18 protein-coding genes and 1 riboswitch are annotated in these 22,795 nt (G+C 45.8%); of the genes, 12 read left to right on the forward strand and 6 right to left on the reverse strand.

Annotated elements, in window-relative coordinates:
* Window positions 1-36: 36 nt before the first annotated feature.
* Window positions 37-1,350, forward strand: a complete 1,314-nt coding sequence (gene der / locus CLV59_RS10530; protein ID WP_111591989.1) for a ribosome biogenesis GTPase Der — start codon at window positions 37-39, stop codon at window positions 1,348-1,350.
* 86 nt (window positions 1,351-1,436) lie between these two features.
* On the forward strand, window positions 1,437-1,652 hold the full coding sequence (locus CLV59_RS10535; RefSeq protein ID WP_111591990.1) for a hypothetical protein: 216 nt from the start codon (window positions 1,437-1,439) through the stop codon (window positions 1,650-1,652).
* 152 nt (window positions 1,653-1,804) lie between these two features.
* Here CLV59_RS10535 and CLV59_RS10540 read toward each other — a convergent pair whose 3' ends face one another.
* The gene (locus tag CLV59_RS10540) at window positions 1,805-2,677 is read right to left on the reverse strand and encodes a transglutaminase-like domain-containing protein (RefSeq protein ID WP_111591991.1); all 873 of its coding nucleotides are present in this window, start codon (window positions 2,675-2,677) and stop codon (window positions 1,805-1,807) included.
* A gap of 55 nt (window positions 2,678-2,732) precedes the next feature.
* Window positions 2,733-5,084 carry a type I DNA topoisomerase gene (topA, locus tag CLV59_RS10545; RefSeq protein ID WP_111591992.1) on the reverse strand — a complete coding sequence of 784 codons (2,352 nt, stop codon included), beginning with the start codon at window positions 5,082-5,084 and terminating at the stop codon, window positions 2,733-2,735.
* A 217-nt stretch (window positions 5,085-5,301) separates the two neighbouring features.
* Between topA and CLV59_RS10555 the strand changes: the two genes are divergently transcribed.
* The 4 genes from CLV59_RS10555 to CLV59_RS10570 are packed head-to-tail and all read left to right on the forward strand — an operon-like array spanning window position 5,302 to window position 8,201.
* Window positions 5,302-6,075 (forward strand): Rossmann-like and DUF2520 domain-containing protein, encoded by a 774-nt coding sequence (locus tag CLV59_RS10555; RefSeq protein WP_111591994.1) that lies wholly within the window; start codon window positions 5,302-5,304, stop codon window positions 6,073-6,075.
* A gap of 36 nt (window positions 6,076-6,111) precedes the next feature.
* Window positions 6,112-6,633: a KdsC family phosphatase gene (locus tag CLV59_RS10560; protein ID WP_111591995.1), complete on the forward strand. Its 522-nt coding sequence runs from the start codon at window positions 6,112-6,114 to the stop codon at window positions 6,631-6,633.
* A gap of 36 nt (window positions 6,634-6,669) precedes the next feature.
* On the forward strand, window positions 6,670-7,611 hold the full coding sequence (locus tag CLV59_RS10565) for a geranylgeranylglycerol-phosphate geranylgeranyltransferase (RefSeq protein ID WP_111591996.1): 942 nt from the start codon (window positions 6,670-6,672) through the stop codon (window positions 7,609-7,611).
* Between the two features lie 14 nt (window positions 7,612-7,625).
* Window positions 7,626-8,201, forward strand: a complete 576-nt coding sequence (locus CLV59_RS10570) for a Maf family nucleotide pyrophosphatase (RefSeq protein ID WP_111591997.1) — start codon at window positions 7,626-7,628, stop codon at window positions 8,199-8,201.
* A gap of 1,036 nt (window positions 8,202-9,237) precedes the next feature.
* On the opposite strand, the gene CLV59_RS10580 is transcribed toward CLV59_RS10570, so the two are convergent.
* Window positions 9,238-10,419, reverse strand: coding sequence for a homoserine dehydrogenase (locus CLV59_RS10580; protein WP_111591999.1), 1,182 nt, complete (start codon window positions 10,417-10,419; stop codon window positions 9,238-9,240).
* A gap of 58 nt (window positions 10,420-10,477) precedes the next feature.
* Entirely contained in the window at window positions 10,478-11,656 is a 1,179-nt protein-coding gene (locus CLV59_RS10585) for a trans-sulfuration enzyme family protein (RefSeq protein WP_111592000.1), read from the reverse strand.
* A gap of 176 nt (window positions 11,657-11,832) precedes the next feature.
* A riboswitch (SAM riboswitch) is annotated at window positions 11,833-11,950 on the reverse strand.
* Between the two features lie 132 nt (window positions 11,951-12,082).
* Here CLV59_RS10585 and CLV59_RS10590 point away from each other — a divergent pair.
* Entirely contained in the window at window positions 12,083-13,378 is a 1,296-nt protein-coding gene (locus CLV59_RS10590) for a DUF2851 family protein (protein ID WP_111592001.1), read from the forward strand.
* A 105-nt stretch (window positions 13,379-13,483) separates the two neighbouring features.
* Here CLV59_RS10590 and CLV59_RS10595 read toward each other — a convergent pair whose 3' ends face one another.
* The gene (locus CLV59_RS10595; RefSeq protein ID WP_111592002.1) at window positions 13,484-13,891 is read right to left on the reverse strand and encodes an OsmC family protein; all 408 of its coding nucleotides are present in this window, start codon (window positions 13,889-13,891) and stop codon (window positions 13,484-13,486) included.
* 130 nt (window positions 13,892-14,021) lie between these two features.
* On the opposite strand from CLV59_RS10595, the gene CLV59_RS10600 reads away from it, so the two are divergent.
* The 5 genes from CLV59_RS10600 to CLV59_RS10620 all read left to right on the forward strand — a co-directional run bounded on the left by CLV59_RS10600 (window position 14,022) and on the right by CLV59_RS10620 (window position 21,824).
* A complete protein-coding gene (locus CLV59_RS10600) occupies window positions 14,022-14,864 on the forward strand; it encodes a hypothetical protein (protein WP_146616161.1) in 843 nt (280 codons plus the stop codon).
* 37 nt (window positions 14,865-14,901) lie between these two features.
* Window positions 14,902-15,801, forward strand: a complete 900-nt coding sequence (gene lipA / locus CLV59_RS10605) for a lipoyl synthase (protein ID WP_111592004.1) — start codon at window positions 14,902-14,904, stop codon at window positions 15,799-15,801.
* A 335-nt stretch (window positions 15,802-16,136) separates the two neighbouring features.
* Window positions 16,137-17,471: a TolC family protein gene (locus tag CLV59_RS10610; protein WP_111592005.1), complete on the forward strand. Its 1,335-nt coding sequence runs from the start codon at window positions 16,137-16,139 to the stop codon at window positions 17,469-17,471.
* A gap of 18 nt (window positions 17,472-17,489) precedes the next feature.
* Window positions 17,490-18,617, forward strand: coding sequence for an efflux RND transporter periplasmic adaptor subunit (locus CLV59_RS10615; RefSeq protein ID WP_111592332.1), 1,128 nt, complete (start codon window positions 17,490-17,492; stop codon window positions 18,615-18,617).
* A 24-nt stretch (window positions 18,618-18,641) separates the two neighbouring features.
* Entirely contained in the window at window positions 18,642-21,824 is a 3,183-nt protein-coding gene (locus CLV59_RS10620; RefSeq protein WP_111592006.1) for an efflux RND transporter permease subunit, read from the forward strand.
* A gap of 164 nt (window positions 21,825-21,988) precedes the next feature.
* Here the strand turns inward: CLV59_RS10620 and CLV59_RS10625 are convergent, their stop codons facing one another.
* Window positions 21,989-22,735 carry a tetratricopeptide repeat protein gene (locus CLV59_RS10625; protein ID WP_111592007.1) on the reverse strand — a complete coding sequence of 249 codons (747 nt, stop codon included), beginning with the start codon at window positions 22,733-22,735 and terminating at the stop codon, window positions 21,989-21,991.
* Window positions 22,736-22,795 lie beyond the last annotated feature (60 nt).

Raw genomic sequence — 22,795 nt, forward strand, 5'->3', positions numbered from 1 at the left:
ATTACGACAATCAATTAATTACTAAAAGAGATTATCATGGCTGGATTTACTATTGCCATCGTTGGTCGCCCAAACGTGGGTAAATCAACATTGTTTAACCGCCTGCTGGAACAACGCAAGGCGATTGTGGATGATCAGAGCGGCGTAACCCGCGACCGCCAATATGGTGTGGCTGATTGGAATGGAAAAACCTTCAACGTAATCGATACCGGTGGATTCGTTGCCGGCAGCGATGATGTTTTTGAACGCGAAATTCGCAAACAAGTGAAAATCGCTATGCAGGAAGCAAATCTCCTCCTCTTCCTGACAGATTGTACTACTGGTATCACCGACCTGGACTCAGAAGTAGCAGACCTGCTGCGTCGTAGCTCCAAACCTGTTTACCTCGTAGTAAATAAAGTAGACAACCAACAACGCGCCCTCGAAGCTACAGAGTTTTACAGCCTCGGCTTCGAACATATCTTCTTCCTTTCTTCTATGACAGGTAGCGGTACCGGCGAACTCCTGGATGAGGTGGTAAGTCATATCACAGACGATATGGGCGAGGCCTCTATGGAAACAAACATCCCTAAAATTGCGATCATCGGTCAGCCTAACGTAGGAAAATCTTCCCTGCTGAATGCCCTGATCGGTGAAGAACGTAATATCGTGTCTGATATCGCTGGTACCACCCGCGATACCATCCACACCCACTATAACATGTTCCAGAAAGAATTCATGCTCATCGATACGGCCGGTATCCGCCGTAAAACGAAAGTGCAGGAAGACCTGGAATTCTATTCTGTTATCCGCGCTATCAAAGCCCTGGATGAAGCAGACGTAGTTATGCTCCTCCTCGATGCCGAAAAAGGTATCACTGCGCAAGACCTGAACATCTTCAGTCTCGCTGCCAGAAAAGGGAAAGGCGTAGTGGTACTGGTCAACAAATGGGACCTCATGGAGAAATCCACCAATACGGCACGCGACTATGAGAAAGAACTCAAAAATCGCCTGGCTCCATTCTCTGACGTACCTATCATCTTCACCAGCGTAACAGAAAAACAACGTATTTTCAAAGCCATTGAAGCAGCGCTGGAAGTTTATGAAAACCGTACCCGCAAAATTCAGACTTCTAAACTGAATGATGTGATGCTGAAAGCAATTGAAGCATATCATCCTCCTGTGGTACGCGGTATTCCTATCCGAATCAAATATGTTACCCAGCTGCCTACGCATACGCCTGCGTTTGCGTTCTTCTGTAACCTGCCGGACGATGTGAAAGCGCCTTACAGAAACTACCTGGAAAACCAGATCCGTAGCCATTTTGACTTCCGTGGTGTACCAGTGAAGATTTTCTTCAGAAAGAAATAATTATCAAGTTGTGGGTATAAATATTTTGTAATTTGAAATTATTCTATACCTTTGCGCCGGTTTTAACAAACTATAAACAACACAAGATGAAAAAAGTATTTGTATTCGCAATCGCTGCTGGTATGTTCTTCGTAGCTTGCAATGGCGGTAAATCTGCTAACACTGACTCTACTGCTACTACTGTTGACACTATGGCTGCTCAGCCAGTTGCTCCAGTTGTTGCTGATAGCGCTGCTCACGTTGATACTACTGTTCACGCTGCTGCTGATTCTGCTGCTGCTCAGGCTCCAGCTGCTAAGTAAGAGATTATTTATTGATAATATCTTTCTTGCAAGAAATTGAGAAGCTCATCGCCACGCGGTGAGCTTTTTAATTTTATGAAAGTCGCAACGTCGCAAAAAAAGACCGGGTCTACTCAGTAGACCCGGTCTTTTTTATATATCTGCTATTACAATTAATCGTCCAGTAAACTGCACAGATTCGTCAATTCATCCTGCCTGTAGGCGTCTTTATCTTCCCGGAAACACTTGGAAAGCTCTTCCAGCAATAACTGGATAATCCGCTTATTAGATTGCGGCTTGAAGAAAGACGGCATCGATGGTACAGAAACCCGCTTTAAATAGGTATCCACATCCTGTTGAGTATAAATCTGGCCCTGTATAGGATCTATAAAGAACAGTATCCGGTAATCATCCGGCTCTATAGGCTCTGAAAAGTCCACAAAGGTGTCGAAATAGGCGAGGATAAACTGCCGCGGTATATTCACCGCATAAACCGGTAAATCCAGCATATTACAGAGCGCCTGGTATATGATTCCATTTGTGAATGGATTACCTTTCTTGGATTCTATGACCTGGTTAATGAAAAACTGATTCTTACGCTGGTAAGAGATTTCCTCTCCCTTTAAACCAAAGTAGTTATAAATCATGCTGTTGAGCACGTTTATCTGCTCCAGTGGAGTAAGATAGTTGTTCAGCTCCAGCCAAATATTTCGCTTAATACGTTCTATTTCACTGTTTACCTGTCCTGCTGCCAGATCAGGAAACTGATATCTGGCAGTGAGAATAGCTCCCTGCAAAAGGTCCTGTGCCTCAGATAGGCTCCAATCTCGTAATGCGACCTGCAAATCCTGATAGTGCACACGATGAATGAGCAACTCTATTCGTTCCTGTATAGATTCGTCAATTGTATTCTCCCACAGGTTCTCCAGGTTCGGAATAATTTCTTTACCATACAGCAATATCTTGCTGGCAACGGTATCAAATACTTCCTGATCCGGATCATCCAACAGGTGGAACAAAGCGTTTATTTCTCTGTTTTCGTGCATGTCGACTGTGTAACAATGGTCAATCCCCTCGCCAGTTCCATGAAAATGGCTGTGATTAAGCCTTTTTCTTCCTTGGCGGAGCTTTCTTCTTCGGCGGATTAGCTTTGGCTTCTTCAATAATCGCCTTGGCTTCCTCCACGGTAATGTCTGCGGCCTGGTCTATCCTTTCTTTAGGAATCTTGAAGTTCTTCAGTCCCTGCTTAATATAAGGTCCGTAAGGGCCTTTCAGAATCTGAATTTTCTCTTTCTCAAATACTTTGATAGTACGCTCGTCTTTCGCAGTACGTTTTTCCACGATCAGTGGGGCAACTTCATCCAGTTCCACGGTGTATGGGTCCATTTCCTTCTTCAGGGAATAGAATTTCTTGTCGTGCTGTGCATATGGTCCAAAGCGACCAATATTAATGATCACATCGGAATCTTCGAATTGTCCGAGGTTACGAGGTAAACGGAATAACTCCATAGCCTCTTCCAGGGAAATAGTCTCAATGCTTTGTGTCGGTTTCAGTTTCGCGAAACGTGGTTTCTCTTCATCTTCCGCCTGACCAATCTGAATCATCGGGCCATATCTTCCCATACGGGCTACGATAGGCTTACCGGTCGACTCTTCCACTCCCAACTGACGTTCCCCTTTTACGCGCTCGGCTTTTTCCAGAGTGTTTTCTACATCCTGATGGAAAGGCTGGTAGAATTCTGCCAGCATTTTATTCCAAACCTTACGGCCATGAGCGATTTCGTCAAATTCCCCTTCAATTTTAGCGGTAAAGCCATAATCCATTACGGAATTGAAGTATTGATTGAGGAAATCTGTTACAATCATACCCAGATCGGTAGGGAACAACTTGGACTTTTCAGCGCCGGTGTTCTCGCTTTCTGTCTGCTTGGTGATCTTATCCGCTTTCAGACTCAGAATGCGGAAATCTCTTTTCACACCTTCTTTATCTCTCTTTTCTACATATCCACGTTTCTGAATAGTAGTAATAGTTGGAGCATAGGTAGACGGACGACCAATACCCAGTTCTTCCAGCTTTTTAACGAGACTGGCCTCAGTATATCTTGGCGCAGGACGGGAGAAACGCTCTGTAGCTTTCATCTCCTTCAGGTCCAGTGACTGTTTCACAGACAATGGAGGCAGAGAACCTTCCTGGCTGTCATCTTCATTTACATCTTCATCGTCATGGCCTTCCATATATATTTTCAAGAAGCCATCGAATTTCAGCACCTCTCCGCTGGCTGTCAGCTCTTCATGATTGGTGGAAATATCAATTTTGGCAATGGTCTTCTCCAGCTCTGCATCTGCCATCTGGCTGGCGATCGTACGCTTCCAGATCAGTTCATACAGCTTACGGGCATCCGCATCGTTTACAGTGGTGTTTTCCATGTAAGTAGGACGGATGGCCTCGTGCGCTTCCTGGGCCGACTCATTCTTATTCTTGAATTTTCTATGCTGGTGGTATTTCTCTCCATAGTTACCAGTGATCGCTTTCTGGATATCTGCCAGCGCTGTATCAGAGAGGTTTACGGAGTCAGTACGCATATAGGTGATGTTACCGCTTTCATACAACTTCTGCGCGAGCAGCATGGTTTTAGAAACGCTGTAACCCAGTTTGCGGCTGGCTTCCTGTTGGAGAGTAGAAGTAGTGAAAGGAGCTGCGGGAGATTTCTTCCCTGGTTTTACCTGGATATCCTTTACGGTGTAAGCCGCGCCTACACACTGTTGCAGGAACTTCTCAGCATCCTCTGCAGTCTTGAATTTATTCGGACCTTCCGCCTTAAAGGAAATACTTTTGCCATTGATATCTTTACCGGTAAACCAGGCTTCTACCTTAAATGTACTGACAGCAGAGAAACCATTGATCTCTCTTTCCCGCTCTACAATCAACCGAACAGCAACAGACTGTACACGTCCGGCAGACAAAGAGTTACGCATACTCATTTTGCGCCAGAGAACAGGAGATAATTCAAAACCTACTATACGATCCAGTATACGACGGGCCTGCTGTGCATTGACACGGTCCATATCCAGCATACGCGGATGTTGAACGGCATTTTCAATGGCAGGCTTGGTGATTTCATGGAAAACAATACGTTTGGTACTTTTCGGATCGAGGCCCAATACCTCGCACAAATGCCATGAAATGGCTTCCCCTTCACGGTCCTCATCCGTTGCTAACCATACCTCATCGGTATCTTTGGCCAGCTTCTTCAGGTCTTTTACAACCTTTTCCTTATCTTCCGGTATTACATATTTAGGCTTGAAGTTATTATCGATGTCAATGCCCATGTCATCCTTCTCCAGGTCACGTATGTGACCAAAGCAGGATTTGACTTCAAAGTCCTTTCCCAGAATCTTTTCAATGGTTTTGGCCTTTGCTGGGGACTCAACTATAACTAAATTTTTTGCCATGTATGCTTCTTTAATATGCTGCTAAATACGCAAAATTTCGTAAAATAATAGGTATACGAATTCTGCAAGTATATAAAAGTACCTTGAAAATAAAAAATAAGGTACGCGATTGCTTTAAAATCAGTTGTAATGTAATGAAAAAAACGGGTACCGGCGCAAACGCTGTATATTGGCGGTCTGAATCCCTGTTTATCTACCATCAAATAAATTAATATTAATGGATATTGTAATAGTTGGTACCGGAAACATTGCTCATTGCTTCGGACATATGCTCAAGCTGCATGGTCATCAGGTGTTACAGATTGTAGGCCGTAATCAGGCCAATGCGGCTGAGCTGGGTGACCTGCTCCATGCTCCCTATACGACGGATCTGATGGATATAAATATGGAGGCAGACATGTACCTCCTCGCCGTATCCGATAGTGCCTATCCCATATTAAATGAAGAGTTGCGCCTGGGACGCCGGATGGTAGCTCATACTGCCGGTGCAGTCCCGTTGAGTGCTATCTCCCGTATATCTACTAATATCGGGGTCATCTACCCATTGCAATCTATCAGAAAGGAACTGAAGAATTACCCGCCAATACCCATCATGCTGGAGGCGAGTAATGAAGATGTTTTAAAGAGACTACAAGCCCTCGCGCAGAGTATTGCCTCCCGAATTGCGGTGACAGACTCTCACCAGCGACTCCAATACCACCTGACGGCGGTCCTCTGTAATAACTTTACCAATCATCTCATCGCCAGGGCTAAAGCATACTGCGATAAAGAGAACCTCGACTTCACTTTGCTGCAACCTATTATCAGGGAAACCTTCGACCGGTTGGAGAAATTCCCGCCGGAATCAGTGCAAACCGGCCCTGCCCTTCGTCAGGACGAGGCTACCATGGAATTACACCGCAACCTCCTGGCGGGAGACGAATACCTCCAGTTGGTATATAGCGTATTGTCAGACAGTATTTACAATTTCCATGACAAAGCCAGCAAATAACAGTCTAATCCATAATTCGTAATTTCGCCGCCAACTATGAATATATTATCGCTTTTTAAACCGGTAACTACATTTGTGCTGGATGTAGATGGCGTACTCACGGACGGTACGCTTCAGTTATTACCAGGTGGGGAAATGTCCCGCAAAATGAATATTAAAGATGGCTATGCCATGCAACTGGCTGTGAAAAAAGGTTATCGCGTGGTCATCATTTCAGGCGGAAAGTCTGAAAGTGTGGTAAGTCGCCTCCAGGGCCTCGGCATTAAAAATATATATGTAGGTGTGCTGGATAAAAAAGAAAAACTGCAAGACTACGTATTTGAACATGATCTCCGTTGGGATGAAATCCTCTATATGGGCGATGATATTCCTGACTATGCGCCTATGCAGCTGGTGGGTTTGGCTACCTGCCCTGCCGATGCAGCGCCAGAGATCAAAAGCATCTCCAGGTATGTATCCCCGCTGGGTGGCGGACAAGGCTGTGTAAGGGATATTATGGAAAAGGTGCTCAAACTGAACGGCCACTGGCTGCTGGATGAAGGAATTGCATCCAAATAGCTGTATATCTCACTACAATTATTAATTACTTATCCCATGAAACGCTGGGCTGCATTTTTTAAACTGGTAAGATATCCCAATCTGCTCTATATCGCACTTACCCAGTTCCTGCTGCAGTATTGTGTAGTAGCGCCTGTACTTGCAAGTGTTGGGGAAGAACCCTCCCTGTCGGTACCTCAGTTCGTCCTACTATGCCTGTCTACCGTATTCGTAGCTGCTGCAGGTTATATTATTAACGATTATTTTGATATCAACATCGATATTATAAATAAGCCAGATAAAATGGTATTGGATAAGGTCATTAGTCGCCGCTGGGCGATGGCCTGGCATACCATTTTGAATATGGCGGGTGTGTCTTTAGGCTTTATCGTGGCCTGGAAAACCGGACAGATCTACCTGGGCTTTACGCAAGTAATATGTTCCCTGTTACTGTGGTTCTACAGTACTTCTTTTAAAAGACAGGTATTGATCGGGAATGTAGTTATCTCTCTGCTCACGGCCCTCTCAGTTGTAGTCGTTGGTTTCTACGAAAAGCAGATTTACCATAGCTTCGAGGCGATCATGTCGCCGGTTGGTAGAAAACTCATTCAGATCATCGGTGTTTATGCCCTATTTGCTTTCATTATATCTATGGTCCGGGAAATTGTAAAAGACCTGGAAGATATGATCGGCGATAGTAAAGACGGCTGCCAGACCATTCCTATTATCTGGGGCGTATTGCCTGCAAAGCGTCTTTGTAATTCCCTGCTGTTGATTTTAATGATTACGGTGGTAATGGTCGAAATCAGAGTGGGACTGTTTGGCTGGTTTATGGCGATCGGTTACCTGGTACTTTTTGTTCAGGCGCCACTGGTATATGTTTACCTTCAACTGAAGAAAGCCACTACCGCAGCAGATTATCATAAAGTCAGCTCTATGGTCAAACTCGTTATGCTGACAGGCATCTTATCCATGATCTTTTTCAAAATATTACTCTAAAAATATTACTATAAATGTATACAGGCTCGCCGGTAATTCTGGCATCACAATCGCCCCGCCGGAAACAACTGATGGAACAGGCAGGCATTCCTTTTGTCATTAAAGTGGCAGATACGGATGAATCTTTCCCTGCCACGATGCCTATCCCGGAAGTACCGGTTTTTATCGCCAGACAAAAAGCTGCCGTCATACAAGCCATCTCTTCACCAGAGGAAATCGTAGTAGCTGCGGATACGGTAGTTGTATTGGATAATACTATCATCGGCAAACCCAAAGACAGAGAAGATGCTATCCGCATCCTCACTGCCCTCAGCGGCCGTGAACATCTCGTAATAACGGGTGTGGTTATACGTAGAAATGAGAAAGAAGTGGCCTTTTCCAAAGAAACGGGCGTCTTCTTTAATCCGCTGACACAGGAACAAATAGCCTATTATGTAGATAACTACAAACCTTATGATAAGGCAGGCGCCTATGCTATCCAGGAATGGATCGGTGCAGTAGCTATCGATAAAATCGAAGGTTGTTTCTACAATGTAATGGGCTTGCCTGTGAGCAGAGTAGTAGAGGAGCTGGAGAAATTCGATGCTTAGCTAAATCCCGCGAGGGCGCCTTCGGCGGCTTTGCTCGCAGAGCAGCAAAAGCAGCAAAGCAGCATAAGATTGCGTTTGCTGGTTTCCCGCGAGGGCGCCTTCGGCGCTGTTTCATTTCACGCAAAGCAGCATAAGCAGCAAAGCAGCATAAGCAGCAAAGCAGCATAAGATTACGTTTGCTGGTTTCTCGCAAAGGGCGCAAAGGGCAAAGGATTATGCTGTGTTGTTTGATTGTGTTTTGTTTTAGCTCGCAAAGACATATGTACTATCTCACTAAATCAATTTGCGCTAAAGTATTTGAAGACAAGTACCCAGGAGAGCAGCAGCAAAGCAGCATAAGATTGCGTTTGTTGGTTTCTCGCAAAGGTCGCAAAGGGCAAAGGATTATGCTGTGTTGTTTGATTGTGTTTTGTTTTAGCTCGCAAAGACATATCTACTATCTCACTACATCAATTTGCGCTAAAGTATTTGAAGACAAGTACCCAAGAGAGCAATTGCGGGCTTAACCAAACAACAAAACATACTCCTTTGCCCTTTGCGCCCTTTGCGAGAAACCCCATCGCAACTATCCAACAAACTTCATTGCTGCTTTGCTGCCTGTGCTGCTCTGCGAGCGAAAAAATTATCGGGCAAGTACCCAAGAGAGCATTTGCGCTTTGCGAGAAACCCCATCGCAACTATCCAACAAACTTCATTGCTGCTTTGCTGCCTATGCTGCTCTGCGAGCAAAAATATTAGCGGGCAAGTACCCAAGAGAGCAATTGCGGGCTTAACTAAACAACAAAACATACTCCTTTGCCCTTTGCGAGAAACCCCATCGCAATTATCCAACAAACTTCATTGCTGCTTTGCTGCCTATGCTGCTCTGCGAGCGAAAAAATTATCGGGCAAGTACCCAAAAGAGCTTATGCTGCCCTGCGAGCAAAAAAATACGGCGCAGAGAACTGCGCCGCCGATGGTTGGTTCCGCACTGCGGAAAATGCATTACGGTTGGTGTTTGATCGATTTGTTTTCCTTATACTGAATCCTGACAATACTATTCCAGTACCAGCAGATTCACATCTTTATTTTTCAGCCACTGTGCATCTTTCAGTTTCTGTAGATTGATGGTACCTACTACATAGCGATAAGTAGAAGACTCATATTTTTCAGAGATATTGAAAAACTCGGTCAGATCCACCTGATCAGGAGATTTGTAGCGGAGGTATACTTTCAATTTAACATCGTTGCTGAAAGCAGGCTGATTATTTTGTTTGATTTTTTTATACTCGTAGCGGTAGTTATACAGCAGTGCAGAGATATCGGAGAGTACTGCGCTACCAGTGGCGGTACCACCTGCGCCTTTACCTACAAAGAATTGTTTATCGGTGAAAGCACTTTCCAGTAAGATACCGTTGTATTCGTTGTACACATCATAGAGCAGATTATGTTCTTTCACGAGATGTGGCAGTACGAAAGCGTGTACATTACCGTTATTACGGCGACAGTGACCAATCAGTTTGATGGTACAGTTGCGGGATTTGGCGAATTCGATATCGAAATCGTTCAGGTGATGAATACCGAAGTTGAACACTTCTTCCGGTTTTACGAAAGTACCGAAAGCGTGCAGGAGGAGGATAACGATTTTGAATTTCGGATCGAAACCTTCGATGTCGAGGGTAGGATCAGTTTCAGCGAATCCGAGATCTTGCGCTTGTTGAAGTGCAGTTTCGAAGCTGAGATTTTCTTCAAATATTTTTGTGAGTATATAGTTGGTAGATCCGTTGCAGATCCCTTCTACAGCGTTCAGCAGGTCATTATCATAGTATTCTTCCAGGTTACGGATGATAGGAATACTGGCGCAGCTGGATGCTTCGTAGAGGAAAGGTACTCTGTTTTCAGATTGCAGTTGGTACAGAGAAGCCATGTTTTCAGCAATCATACGTTTGCTGGCGCTAACTACAGCTTTACCATTACGTAATGCAGTGCTAACGATTTCGAATGCTGCATCTGTTTCGTTGATGAGTTCCACAACCACGTCAATGGTAGGATCTTCGAGGATTTCATTTTTATCAGTAGTAAAGTAACTGCTGTCGATTGGTCTTGCTTTGTTAGGGTCTTTAATGCAGATTTTTTTAATTCTTGCATTAATACCTTTTGTTCTGTTCAAAACTTCGTACAATCCTTGTCCTACACAGCCGAATCCGAAAATACCCAAATTGATGATCTTGTTTTCCATACTTTTTTCAAACTTGTTGCGGTCATCAATCAGCTTTGCAGCTATCTGTACCGCCTTTTTATTGTAAAACAGTTATTTGCTTTCCGGCAGGAGAGTTTAATCTGTCCAGTGCCTGTTTAAGGTCGTTGATGAGGTCCTCCGCGTCTTCGATTCCTAGGGAGAGGCGAATGGTGGAGTCCTGCAGACCTGTTTTTTTCCGGAAGTCTTCCGGTATGTTGCGATGTGTCATAGTGGCCGGATGGGCCAGCATGCTTTTTACGCCGCCGAAGCTTTCCGCGAGTTTAAACAGCTTGGTAGCGTTTACGATGCGGATTGCATTTTTGATGTTATCGCTTTTCAGAGAGAAGCTAACGAGTCCGCCGTAGTTCTTTTGTTGTTTACGTGCGATGTGGTGATTTTTATGGGTGGCGAGCCCAGGATAATACACTTTGTCTATCGCAGGATGTGTGCTGAGCCAGTTGGCCACAGCAGTAGCGTTGGCGCATTGTTTTTCCAGTCGGAGTGCAAGCGTTTCGATGCCTCTGATGGTGAGCCATGCTTCGAAGGGGCTGAGGATACTTCCGGAAATATTCTGGTTGTATCTGATCTGGTCAGCGAGTGCTTTGGAATTGGCGACTACCAGTCCTGCAATGACATCGCAATGTCCGGCGAGGTATTTGGAAGCGCTGTGAATCACGATATCGGCGCCTAGTGTGAGCGGTTGTTGCAACAGCGGAGTGCTGAAGGTATTATCTACCACCAGGAGGATATTATGTTGTTTGGCAATTTTGCTGACAGACTTGATGTCTGTAATGCGCAAAGTGGGATTGGTAGGGGATTCCAGCCAGATGACGCGTGTTTTGGGCGTGATAGCTGCCAACACTTTATCCATGTTGCTGGTGTCTACAAAATTCACTTTGATGCCAAAGCGTTCGAACATATGGTTGAATATCTGGAAGATGCCACCATAGGTGTCTTCCACAGCCATAATTTCGTCGCCGGTTTTGAGTAATTTTAAAACAGCATCAATGGCAGACATGCCACTGGCAAAGGCGAAACCTGCATAACCTTCTTCGAGGTTGCAGATCAGGTCTTCCAATACTTTCCTCGTAGGGTTGTTGGCCCTGGAAAATTCGAAACCTTTGTTAATGCCTGGTGATTCCTGCACAAACGTGGACGTTTGATAGATAGGTACGGAAATCGCACCTGTCAGTTCGTCTACCGGAATGCTGTGAATCAGTTGTGTTGCTGTTTTCATTGTCAGAACTGTTTTAATGATGTCAGAATAAGGAAATATATTCTGCAACTTTATCATTAAAAATCAACTTAAACAACCACAAATCCATGAGGGGGTGGGAGAGAGCAAAAAAAAGCTCTTCCTGGTGTTGGAAGAGCCTTTCAAATATATTTATCAGGTGAAGATTAATCTCTGCCAACTTATCTTTCTCCCGACATAGTCAAGAGCAGGAATTAGCACCTTTTTCCTGATGATCAATCAGGAAAGGTTGCTAAGGCATCATTGGGCCAGACCCTCCGCCTTTCTGGATAAGTGATGTGTAAGAACTGGGTGCAAAGGTAAAGGCAGTTTCATCAATTTTCCAAATACTGCGCTGAAATTTTTTTTTAGGGAGACACGTTTCCCTCCATTTTCTGACATATTTTCGTATTAACCAACCATATCTGTATGCCTGTTAACCCTTTGCTCCCAGAGGAGCTACTTCATTTTATCTGGCAGCACCGGCTGTTCCGTCAGCAAGCATTATTTACCACAAATGGAGATCCTGTCAGGGTCCTCTGCCCCGGTATCTATAATCATCATGATGGACCCGACTTTTCGCATGCCAGCATCCATATCGGTACTACCCGATGGGTCGGAAATGTAGAATTGCATGTACGCAGCTCCGACTGGTACCGGCATTTCCATCATCATAATCCAAAATATGCTAATATCATTTTGCATGTCGTATTCCTGGATGATAAGGAAAACAAACCTTTTCCCGCTCCCTGTCTGGAATTGCAGCAACATGTTTCCAAACTGATGTTACGGCATTACTCGGCGTTGAAGAATAATGCCGACTTTATTCCCTGTGCCGGCCTGGCTTCCAGGGTGCCTCCTCTGCATTGGATGGCCTGGGAAGAGCGACTGCTGGCAGATCGCTGGGAACTGAAAATGGAACAATGGCAACAATGGCTGCTGCAATCCAGGTTTAACTGGGATGAAGTCTGTTACCTTGTGCTGGCAGAGGCTTTCGGACTTTCCCAGAACACGGCGCCCATGTTACAACTGGCCCAGTCTCTCCCGTGGAAATTGTTGCTGCGTTACCGCCATGATCTGGTACTGACAGAAGCATTGCTATTCGGACAAGCAGGCATGCTTGCCTGCGATAATCCGGATGCCTATACGCAGGAATTACAGCGGCAGTATACCTGGCTGGCACATAAACATCAGCTGACGCCCCTCCCGGGATCTGTCTGGAAATGGCTGCGGATAAGGCCTTCCAGCTTTCCGGCGATGCGCATCGCCCAACTGGCCACATTACTGCATCATTATCCCCGCTTATTTGCAACCCTGCTGGATATGACTACTCTCTCCGGTTTACAGGAAATCTTTTTCGTAGCGCCATCTCCGTATTGGCAGACACATTATCGCTTAAGTAGCAGCGAAAAGCCTGCCACGGCCACTATTGGCAAACAAGGAGTAAACAGTATTATTATCAATGCCATACTCCCATTGCTGTTTTTTTATGGTAAGGTATGTCACTCATGGTATCGGCGGCAACTGGCCCTGGAATGGCTGTTGCAGCTGCCCGCAGAAGATAATAAGGTGATGAAAGAATGGAAGAAAATTGGAATATATCCACACAATGCACTCGAATCCCAGGGGTTATTACATTTGAAAAAATACTACTGTAATGAAAAGAAATGCCTGCAATGCGCAGTAGGCGCCAGATTGATGATGAAGGAAGGAATTGCAGTGTAGGCAGTGGGGAGATACGGTTACTTAGCCGGCTATGTTGTATTGAAAAACAGTAACCTTTCTTTCAGGCGGCGCCTGAAAAAAGGTTACTGTTTCGCAAGATCGGCATTACCAGTTGAATACTACATTCTGTGCGATATCCGGATGGATACTGTAAGCTACCGGACAAGTATGGGCCGCTCTTTCCAGGATGGTTCTTTCCTTTTCTCCCAGTCCATGGCCGGCAGGCATATCAAAAGTCACGTCTATACCTACGATGCGGCGAGGGTCCGTACCCATGATTTTCTTGATGCTCACTTTGGTGCCTTCAATTTTCCACTCGTTATCTCTTGCCTTGATACCCATGATCGTGAGCATGCAGGAACCAAGAGCGGTAGCCACGAGGTCCGTCGGAGAGAACTTTTGGCCAAGTCCTTTGTTGTCAATTGGCGCATCGGTTTCAATGACAGTACCTGACTGGAGGTGAGTAGCCACTGTGCGCAATTCTCCCTGGTATATAATTTCAGCTGTTTGCATGGTAAATGTTTTGATTTTATTGCAAGTTACAGATTGTGATCAAACCATAAAATAAGTGTATTTTTAATATTCATAACATAACAATACCTTTATCCAAGCGTTTTAATAATATATCAACAGCCCAATTACTGTGAAAAAAATATACTTGATCATCCTTATTTCAGCTATCAGCGGGTCTTTAAGCGCCCAGTCCACGTCTTCGGGAAATCCTTCCAGAACCACTGCTAAGTCAGAAAAAGAGCAGCGAAAGCTGAAACGCATAAAAGTATTCAAGGAACAGGAAGAAGGAGAGAATGTTTTCCAGCGCGATTTCTCGCTGGGCGGCCGCCTCAATACAGACGGCTGGAGCGGTTTTTTTGAGCTGGGATATCGTAAGAGCCGGAAGGTAGTTAACTATTTCCAGTTTGAATTCTCTGAAAAAAAGAGCCTGAAAGAGTATAAGCAACAAGGCTATGCCCCTACTGATATGGGTATTGCCTCCCGTCCTTATGTGTATGGCAAGCAAAATAATTTCTATCCGGTAAAATTGGGCATAGGTCAGCGTTACCTGATTGGAGGTAAAGCGAATAAGAACGGTGTGGAAGTAAGCGCCATCTATTATGGTGGTATTTCCATCGGCCTCCTCAAACCATATTACCTGAGCGTGAATGTAGGCAACGACCAGATCAAGGAAATAAAGTATGATCCCAACGGCCCCTATAAAGATGCCTTCCTGGACCAGTACGCCGTTACTGGCGGTGGCGGCTTTGGTAAAGGCTGGAGCGAAGTGAGTGTGGTTCCTGGTTTACATGCTAAACTGGGTATGCGATTCGACTGGGCCCATTTCAATGAAGTAGTGAGCGCACTGGAGTGCGGGGTGAATGCTGAAATGTATACCAAAAAGATACCTATTATGATAAATGAAGGTAATAAACAGTTCATTTTCAATGCATATGTAGGCCTTCAATTTGGTAAGCGCTGGAATAAGAGATAAGTTATTACCTTTGTTTTCCTAAAGAAAGGAGTAAGCGATGCAAGAATTACCCGTAATAGCTGCCGAACCGGCCACCGCAAGAGTGAAAAAGCCCGAATGGCTGCGTGTAAAGTTACCAATAGGCGAGAACTACAAACAGGTTAGAAACCTCGTAGATACCCATAAATTACATACCATCTGCGAAAGCGGCAACTGCCCTAATATGGGCGAATGCTGGGGCGCCGGCACTGCTACTTTCATGATCCTGGGAAATATCTGTACCCGCAGTTGCGGCTTCTGTGCTGTAGCTACCGGCCGTCCGGACCCCGTTGATCACGATGAACCACAACGCGTAGCGGAAGCTATCTACCTGATGAAGGTAAAGCATGCCGTTATCACCTCCGTAGACCGCGATGAACTGAAAGATGGCGGTTCCATCATCTGGGCAAATACCATTAAAGCCGTACGCGCCCTGAACCCAGACACCACCATGGAAACACTCATCCCTGACTTCCGCGGTCAATGGGAAAATCTCCAACGTATCATTGATGTGGCTCCTGAAATCGTTTCCCATAACCTGGAAACCGTAGAACGCCTCACCAAACAAGTACGTATCCAGGCGAAATATCACCGTAGCCTGGAAGTAATCCGTCGCCTGAAAGAAGGCGGTATGCGTACCAAATCCGGTATCATGCTGGGCCTCGGCGAAACAAAAGAAGAAGTAGTTCAGGCAATGCAGGACCTGTACGATAATGGTTGCGATGTAGTAACACTCGGCCAATATCTGCAACCAACTCCAAAACATCTGCCCGTAGTACGCTTCGTACATCCCGATGAATTTGCAGAACTGCGCGAAATAGGATATCAAATGGGTCTCGACTACGTAGAGGCTGGCCCGTTAGTAAGATCTTCCTATCATGCAGAAAAACATATTTTTAGCGGTCGTAATCAAGGATGATCGGCCCCGTTTTTCACCTAATTGTTAAAATCCACCCATATGGGTGGATTTTTCTTTTTAGAATATTATCTTAGCGCCTCGTTTGAAATAACCTGAGCAACAGTGGACCTACTGTTACCCACTACAAATTCGTTTTACCTGAATACCTACCTGTTACCTGCGGCTGCACTGCATTAGCAATACTATGCACTAAAATTAATTTTGTTGTGCCTGAAAGGGGCAACATACTTGGACGATAATCTGGCTAACACTATGTATCTGCGTATATACATATACGTTATCTCCCTTATTGTCTGCGATTGGAACAAAGAAGAACTGAATGTCAAAAGCCTTTTATGAAAAGAGCATTTTACCTGTTAGCTGTGTCGTGCGGAGTAACGTTTTCCGGCCAACTTCACGCACAGCAACCTACGGACTCTCTGCCAACTACCGCCTCCCTGCAGGATTGTATCCGATATGCATTGGAGCATCAGCCGGTGATTCACCAGTCCGTTATCGATGAAGCAATTACGGATCGCAGTGTAAAAAGTAAACTGGCCGATTGGTACCCACAAGTACAGCTGGACGCCAACTTGCAGCATTACCTGGAATTACCTACGTCTATCTTCGGTGGGAATCCTACCAAAGTAGGCGTGGCCAATAACTCCGCTGCTACCTTTACACTGAACCAGAACCTGTTTACCCGCGACCTCCTCCTTGCTACCAATACGGCAAAGGATGTACGAAAACAGATCAAACAGACCACTACCCGTAACAAAATTGATGTGGTGGCAGATGTTAGTAAAGCATACTATGACGTGCTGCTGACCCAACAACAGATTAATGTGCTGTCAGAAGATATTGTGCGACTGGAACGTAGTCTGAAAGATGCTGTAAACCAATACCAGAGCGGTGTGGTGGATAAAACAGATTCCAAACGGGCTACCATCTCCCTAAACAATGCCAAAGCACAACGTAAGTCTGCCCAGGAATTGCTGAATGCCAAACAAGCATACCTCAAGAACCTGATGGGGTATCCTGCCAATATTGGAGATATCCCTGTGTCCAGCGATACCACTAAAATGGTCGCGGAAGTGAATAACAGCGATACAGCCGTAGTAGCGGACCCTCACAACAGGATTGAGTACCAGTTGCTGAAAACTCAGGAAAGCCTGCTGGAGGCAAATGTGAAATACAACAAGTGGGGCTATCTCCCTTCTGTATCTGCATTTGTTAACTATGCCTTCGCATGGCAGAACCAGAGCTTCGGACAACTATACAGCAACAATTATCCGAACTCCCTGATGGGCATCAAATTGTCGCTCCCCATTTTCCAGGGCGGAAAACGCGTCCATAATATCAGAATGGCCGAGCTGCAACTGGAACGTAATAAATGGGACTTCGAAACGCTGAATAATGCGGTCAATACCCAGTATACACAGGCAATGGCTGCGTACAGGAGTAACCTGAATGACTATCTGACGCTGAAAGAGAATGTGGCGATGGCACAGGATGTATATAATATGCTGCAACTGCAATACAAGGAAGGTATCAAAACCTACCTGGATGTACTGATCTCAGAAACAGAACTGCGTACTGCGCAACTCAGCTACTATAATGCCATGTACCAGGTACTGAGCAGTAAGATAGACTTGCAGAAAGCATTAGGAACCTTAACAGTAAATTATTAAATGGTAACCGGAACGGATATGAAAAAAATGAATCACCTTGTCTTTTTAAGCGCTGCTGGCATACTGGCCTTTTCTGCCTGCAAGGGCCCTGGTCAGAAAGGCGCTCCTGCAATGCCGCCAACATCGGTGAGTATCACGGAGGCTACCGTGGCGCCAGCCGTTTATTACGATAAATACCCGTCTTCAGTGGTGGCACTGAACCAGGTAGAACTGCGCTCACAGGTAGCTGGTTTTATCACCGGTCTCTTTTTCAAAGAAGGAGAAGTGGTACAGAAAGGCAAGCCCCTATATGAAATAGATCGTCGTAAATATGAGGCGGCCTTCCGTCAGGCAGAAGCTGGCGTTGCCAGCGCTCAGGCCAACTACAACAAAGCAAAAAAAGATGATGACCGCTACAAACGCCTGGCAGAACAGGACGCCGTAGCCCGTCAGATCCTCGATAATGCAGAAGCGGCCCTGGAAACCTCCCGTAGCCAACTGGCTGCTGCACAGGCAGTCCTGCTTGCTGCCCGTACTGATCTCGATTACTCTCTGATCAAAGCGCCTTTTACTGGTCGCATCGGCATCTCTCAAGTGAAACTGGGCGCTCAGGTGAGTCCTGGTACCACTCTGTTGAATACCATTTCCAGTGAAAATCCAATTGCGGTAGACTTTGTAGTAAATGAATCCGATGTGTCCCGCTTCGCGGAGATGCAAACCAAACCGGCCGGCGATAGTACTTTCCGCCTCACGCTGCCAGATGGCGCCAATTATCCGCATGCTGGTCATATTCTCGCGATTGACCGTGGTATCGATAATCAGACAGCCACTATCAAGGTTCGCGTAGAATTTGCCAACCCGGAAAATAAACTGATTGCAGGTATGAGCGCAGTATTGAATGTACTGAATCAGCAGTCGGGCCAGCGTCTCATCATCCCTACTAAAGCCCTCACAGAGCAAATGGGCGAATACTTTGTATTCGTGGCAAAAGATAGCATTGCAATCCAGCGTAAAGTACATCTCGGACCAAAAATGCGCGACCAGGTCGTGATCATGGATGGAGTAGATGCAGGCGAAAAGGTAATTACAGAAGGCTTCCAACGTCTGCGCGACAGCGGGAAGATAATGATTGGCATGCCTCCGGCAGGAGCTGCACCGAAGAAATAAGTTCACCAGATTCAACTTTAGATCATGATTGCAAATACTTTTATTAAAAGACCGGTAACTGCAATAGTTATTTCTGTTGTGTTGGTACTGGTGGGATTATTGGCAATGACCAACCTGCCAATAGGACAATATCCGGAGATCTCTCCGCCCACTGTACAGGTAACCGGTACCTACACCGGCGCGGATGCGCAAACCGTTGAACAAACGGTGGCCACGCCCGTGGAAGTACAGGTAAACGGTACTCCCGGTATGACTTATATCTCTACCAACAACACCAGCAGCGGCCAGATGAGCATGACGGTGAACTTCGAAGTAGGTACAGATATCAATATCGCTGCACTGGATGTACAGAACCGTGTGGGTATCGCACAGCCTACCCTGCCACAGGAAGTACAGCGTTTAGGGCTCACCGTTAGAAAGCGTAACCCGAGCATCCTCATGCTGGTAGCGTTGTACTCACCCAAAGGCACACACGATATCACCTTCCTGGACAACTACACCAACGTATACGTGAAGGATGCATTGCTGCGCGCAAAAGGGGTGGGCGATATCTTCACCCGTGCAGACGACTTCTCCATGCGTATCTGGCTGAAACCGGATAAGCTGGCGCAGATGGGCGTTACGGCTGATGATATACGCGCTGCACTCCAGGAACAAAATGCCCAGATTACAGCAGGTTCTGTAGGTGCTCCTCCGCAACCCACCGGACAAACATTCGAGTATAATATCTTCACACAAGGCCGACTCCAAACACCGGAAGAATTCGGAAACATCGTGGTGAAAACCCGTCCCAGCGACGGTTCTCTCGTATATCTGAAAGATGTGGCCCGTATTCAACTGGGTAAATTCAACTACGCTGGTAACAACTTCGTAGACGGTAAACGTGCTGCCTATCTCCTGATCTATCAGGCGCCTGGTAGTAACGCAATCGAAACCGCCGCCAACGTAACTGCCGCTATGGAGGAACTGAAGAAATCATTCCCCAACGACGTAGAATACGTGGTGCCTTTCGAATCCGTTTCCGTGGTGAAAGTATCCATCGAAGAGGTGGTACATACCCTCGTGGAAGCCTTGATACTGGTGGTATTGGTAGTATTCCTCTTCCTGCAAAGCTGGAGAGCGACTATCATCCCTATCCTGGCTATCCCGGTATCGATCATTGCTACCTTTATTTTCTTCCTCCCATTAGGCTTTACCATCAATACGCTTACTCTCTTCGGTTTCGTACTGGCGATTGGTATCGTGGTGGATGATGCCATTGTGGTGGTGGAAGCGGTACAGCATAATATAGACCATGAGAAGATGACGCCGAAGGATGCTACCATCCAGGCGATGAAGGAAATTTCCGGACCGGTAATCGCTATTGCCCTGATTCTGGCAGCTGTATTCGTACCAGTAGGATTCATTCCTGGTATCGTAGGCCGACTCTATCAACAATTCGCTATCACTATCGCGATTTCCGTACTGATTTCTGCTTTCGTGGCATTGTCCCTTACACCGGCGCTTTGTATCCTCATCCTGCGTCCTATGCATCTGGATAAAGACTCCAAAGGTTTGAACAAGTTCTTCTACAAGTTCAACCGCTGGTTTGGTCATACTACTTCCAGGTACTCTATGGGCGTGAAGAAGAGTATCAAATATGCCCGTTACGTAGTGATTCTGCTGCTCTGCATCTTCGTGGGTACGGTGATGTTATTCAAGGGCAAACCAACCGGATTCATCCCTACAGAGGATGACGGACGTATCATCATCACTTTTGACTTGCCGGAATCTTCTTCTACAGAACGTACGGTGGAAATCCTGCATAAGATGATGAAAGATCTGGATGGTACGCCGGGTATTGCGCACTATGCTGCATTGGGTGGATTGAATGCGGTAAGCTTCTCTACCAAATCCAACAGCGGTACCTTGTTCTGTCAGCTGAAACCTTGGAGCGAGCGTAAAGCGGATTCCTTACAGGTATTCGGATTGGTGGCTACCTTACAGAAGAAACTCTCGAAATATAAGGAAGCGAATGTCGTAGTAATTCCTCCTCCGGCCATTCCGGGGCTGGGGCAAACGGCAGGTTTCTCCTTTGTACTGCAACAACGCGCTGCCGGCGATATTAAAGCCTTTGAGAGCGTGCTGCGTACTTTTGTGGATTCTGTGAACAGACGCCCTGAAATAGCCAAAGCGTTCACCTTCTTCACTGCCCGTACGCCAGGTTATCAACTGGATATCGACAGGGAGAAAGCGAAGAAAATGGGTGTGAAAATCTCTGACATTGCCTCTACGCTGCAAACCTATATGGGTAGTGCATATATCAATGATTTCACTATCTATGGGCGTAACTTCCGCGTGGTAACGCAGGCGGATTCCTCTTATCGTGGCGATATTAAGAACCTCAGCGGATTCTTTGTGCGCAATAGTGCTGGTACCATGGTGCCACTGAGCGCCCTCACTTCATACAGGGTGGTGGAAAATGCGCCGGTTATCTCCCATTATAATCTCTTCCGCTCTGCTGAGATCAACGGTAACCCTGCACCAGGCTATAGTTCCGGGGATGCTATCAATGCCCTGAAAGAAGTGGCTGCGAAAGTATTACCTGCAGGTTATGGTTATGAGTTCTCTGGTTTGAGTCGCGAGGAAATATTATCCGGAAGTAAAACGGTATACATCTTTGCGTTGTCTATCATCTTTGTGTTCCTCTTCCTGGCAGCATTGTACGAGAGCTGGTCTGTACCATTCTCTGTACTGCTGGCGGTGCCTATCGGTGCCTTCGGCGCGATTACGGTACTAACGTTCTTGCCTAAACTAAGTAATAACGTATATGCACAGATTGGTCTGATTACGTTGATTGGTTTGTCGGCTAAGAACGCGATCCTGATCGTGGAGTTTGCGAAAGAGCGTGTCGACAGAGGGATGGATGTTGTGACTTCTGCTGTGGAAGCTGCCAAGCTGCGTCTGCGACCAATTATCATGACATCGCTGGCCTTCTTGTTGGGTATCATGCCATTGGTGCTGGCCTCCGGCGCAGGTGCGGAAGCGCGTAAAACCATGGGCTGGACCGTATTGGGCGGTATGTTCACGGCCACCTTCCTGGCCATCTTTATTGTACCTGTACTCTTCGTAGTGATTACGAAACTGGCTTACGGTAAAGAGAAGTTAGCGAAAATGAAAGAAAACTATCAGGCAATTCCTGATCACGATGTTCAAGGACATGGTTGATAATTTCAACTTTATTATCGGCTGTAGTCCCTGCCCGTAGTCCATACTCGGGTATTACATTCCAACCTGTAGTCCCTGTCCGTAGGGCAGGGACTACTAAAAAAATAAAAAAAGGGAATTGACGTCGCAGACGTCAATTCCCTTTTTTTTAATAAAACATATGTTTATGCCTTCAATGTAGCCAATTCCTTCCTCGACAACCAAACCCATTTACGAATAGTCCTCCTGATATACCTAGGATGCAATCCAATCTCCGCTTTTGTTCTTTCAAACTGAGCTTTAGCCTCCTGATTGCGCCCCTGCTTGCGAAGCATCAAACCATAATCGTACATGGCTTCCAGTGAGTGATGCACCTGGATGATTCTCTGATACGCTTTCTCTGCTTTTTCTGTCTCCATGGTGGCTTCCAGTGCTTGTGCATACATCAGTTCATCTGCTACATTACTCATTCTTACACCAGGCATTTTGTTTAGTCTGTCGAAGTTCACCAAACTATCTGCATACTGTTGATGCAGGAACTGAAACCTGGCCAGTTGCAGGATAATCCCCTGATCGGTAGAATAGGAATTTAAGCAGGACTGAGCAAGGCTGATGGCCTTATCGTAATGCTTTTGCTCCGCATAGGCTTCTGCCAGTTGCATTCTGTTGGTAATAGTGTCGGATAACTGCACCCGATTTTCCCATTCCCGGATACGACCGTTGGGAGAAATAAGTCGCAACAGCTGTTGACCGAATGTACCATTGGTAATATCGGGCAATATTTCCAGTACAAAATATACGGCCGCTCCTAATCCTGGTAGAAATATCAACAGATAAATGGCATCGCGGTTCCCACTTCTGAAAGCATGAATGATACACGCTAATTGCAGGACAATAACAAGATAATAATAATCACTCCAAAATGGAATCATAGGTTTCTGGACAATCAGGGGTTCTGTGACTGATTGCGGTAAAAATAATTAAAATAAGAA

Source organism: Chitinophaga dinghuensis (genome assembly GCF_003259435.1).
Classification (GTDB): Bacteria; Bacteroidota; Bacteroidia; order Chitinophagales; family Chitinophagaceae; genus Chitinophaga; species Chitinophaga dinghuensis.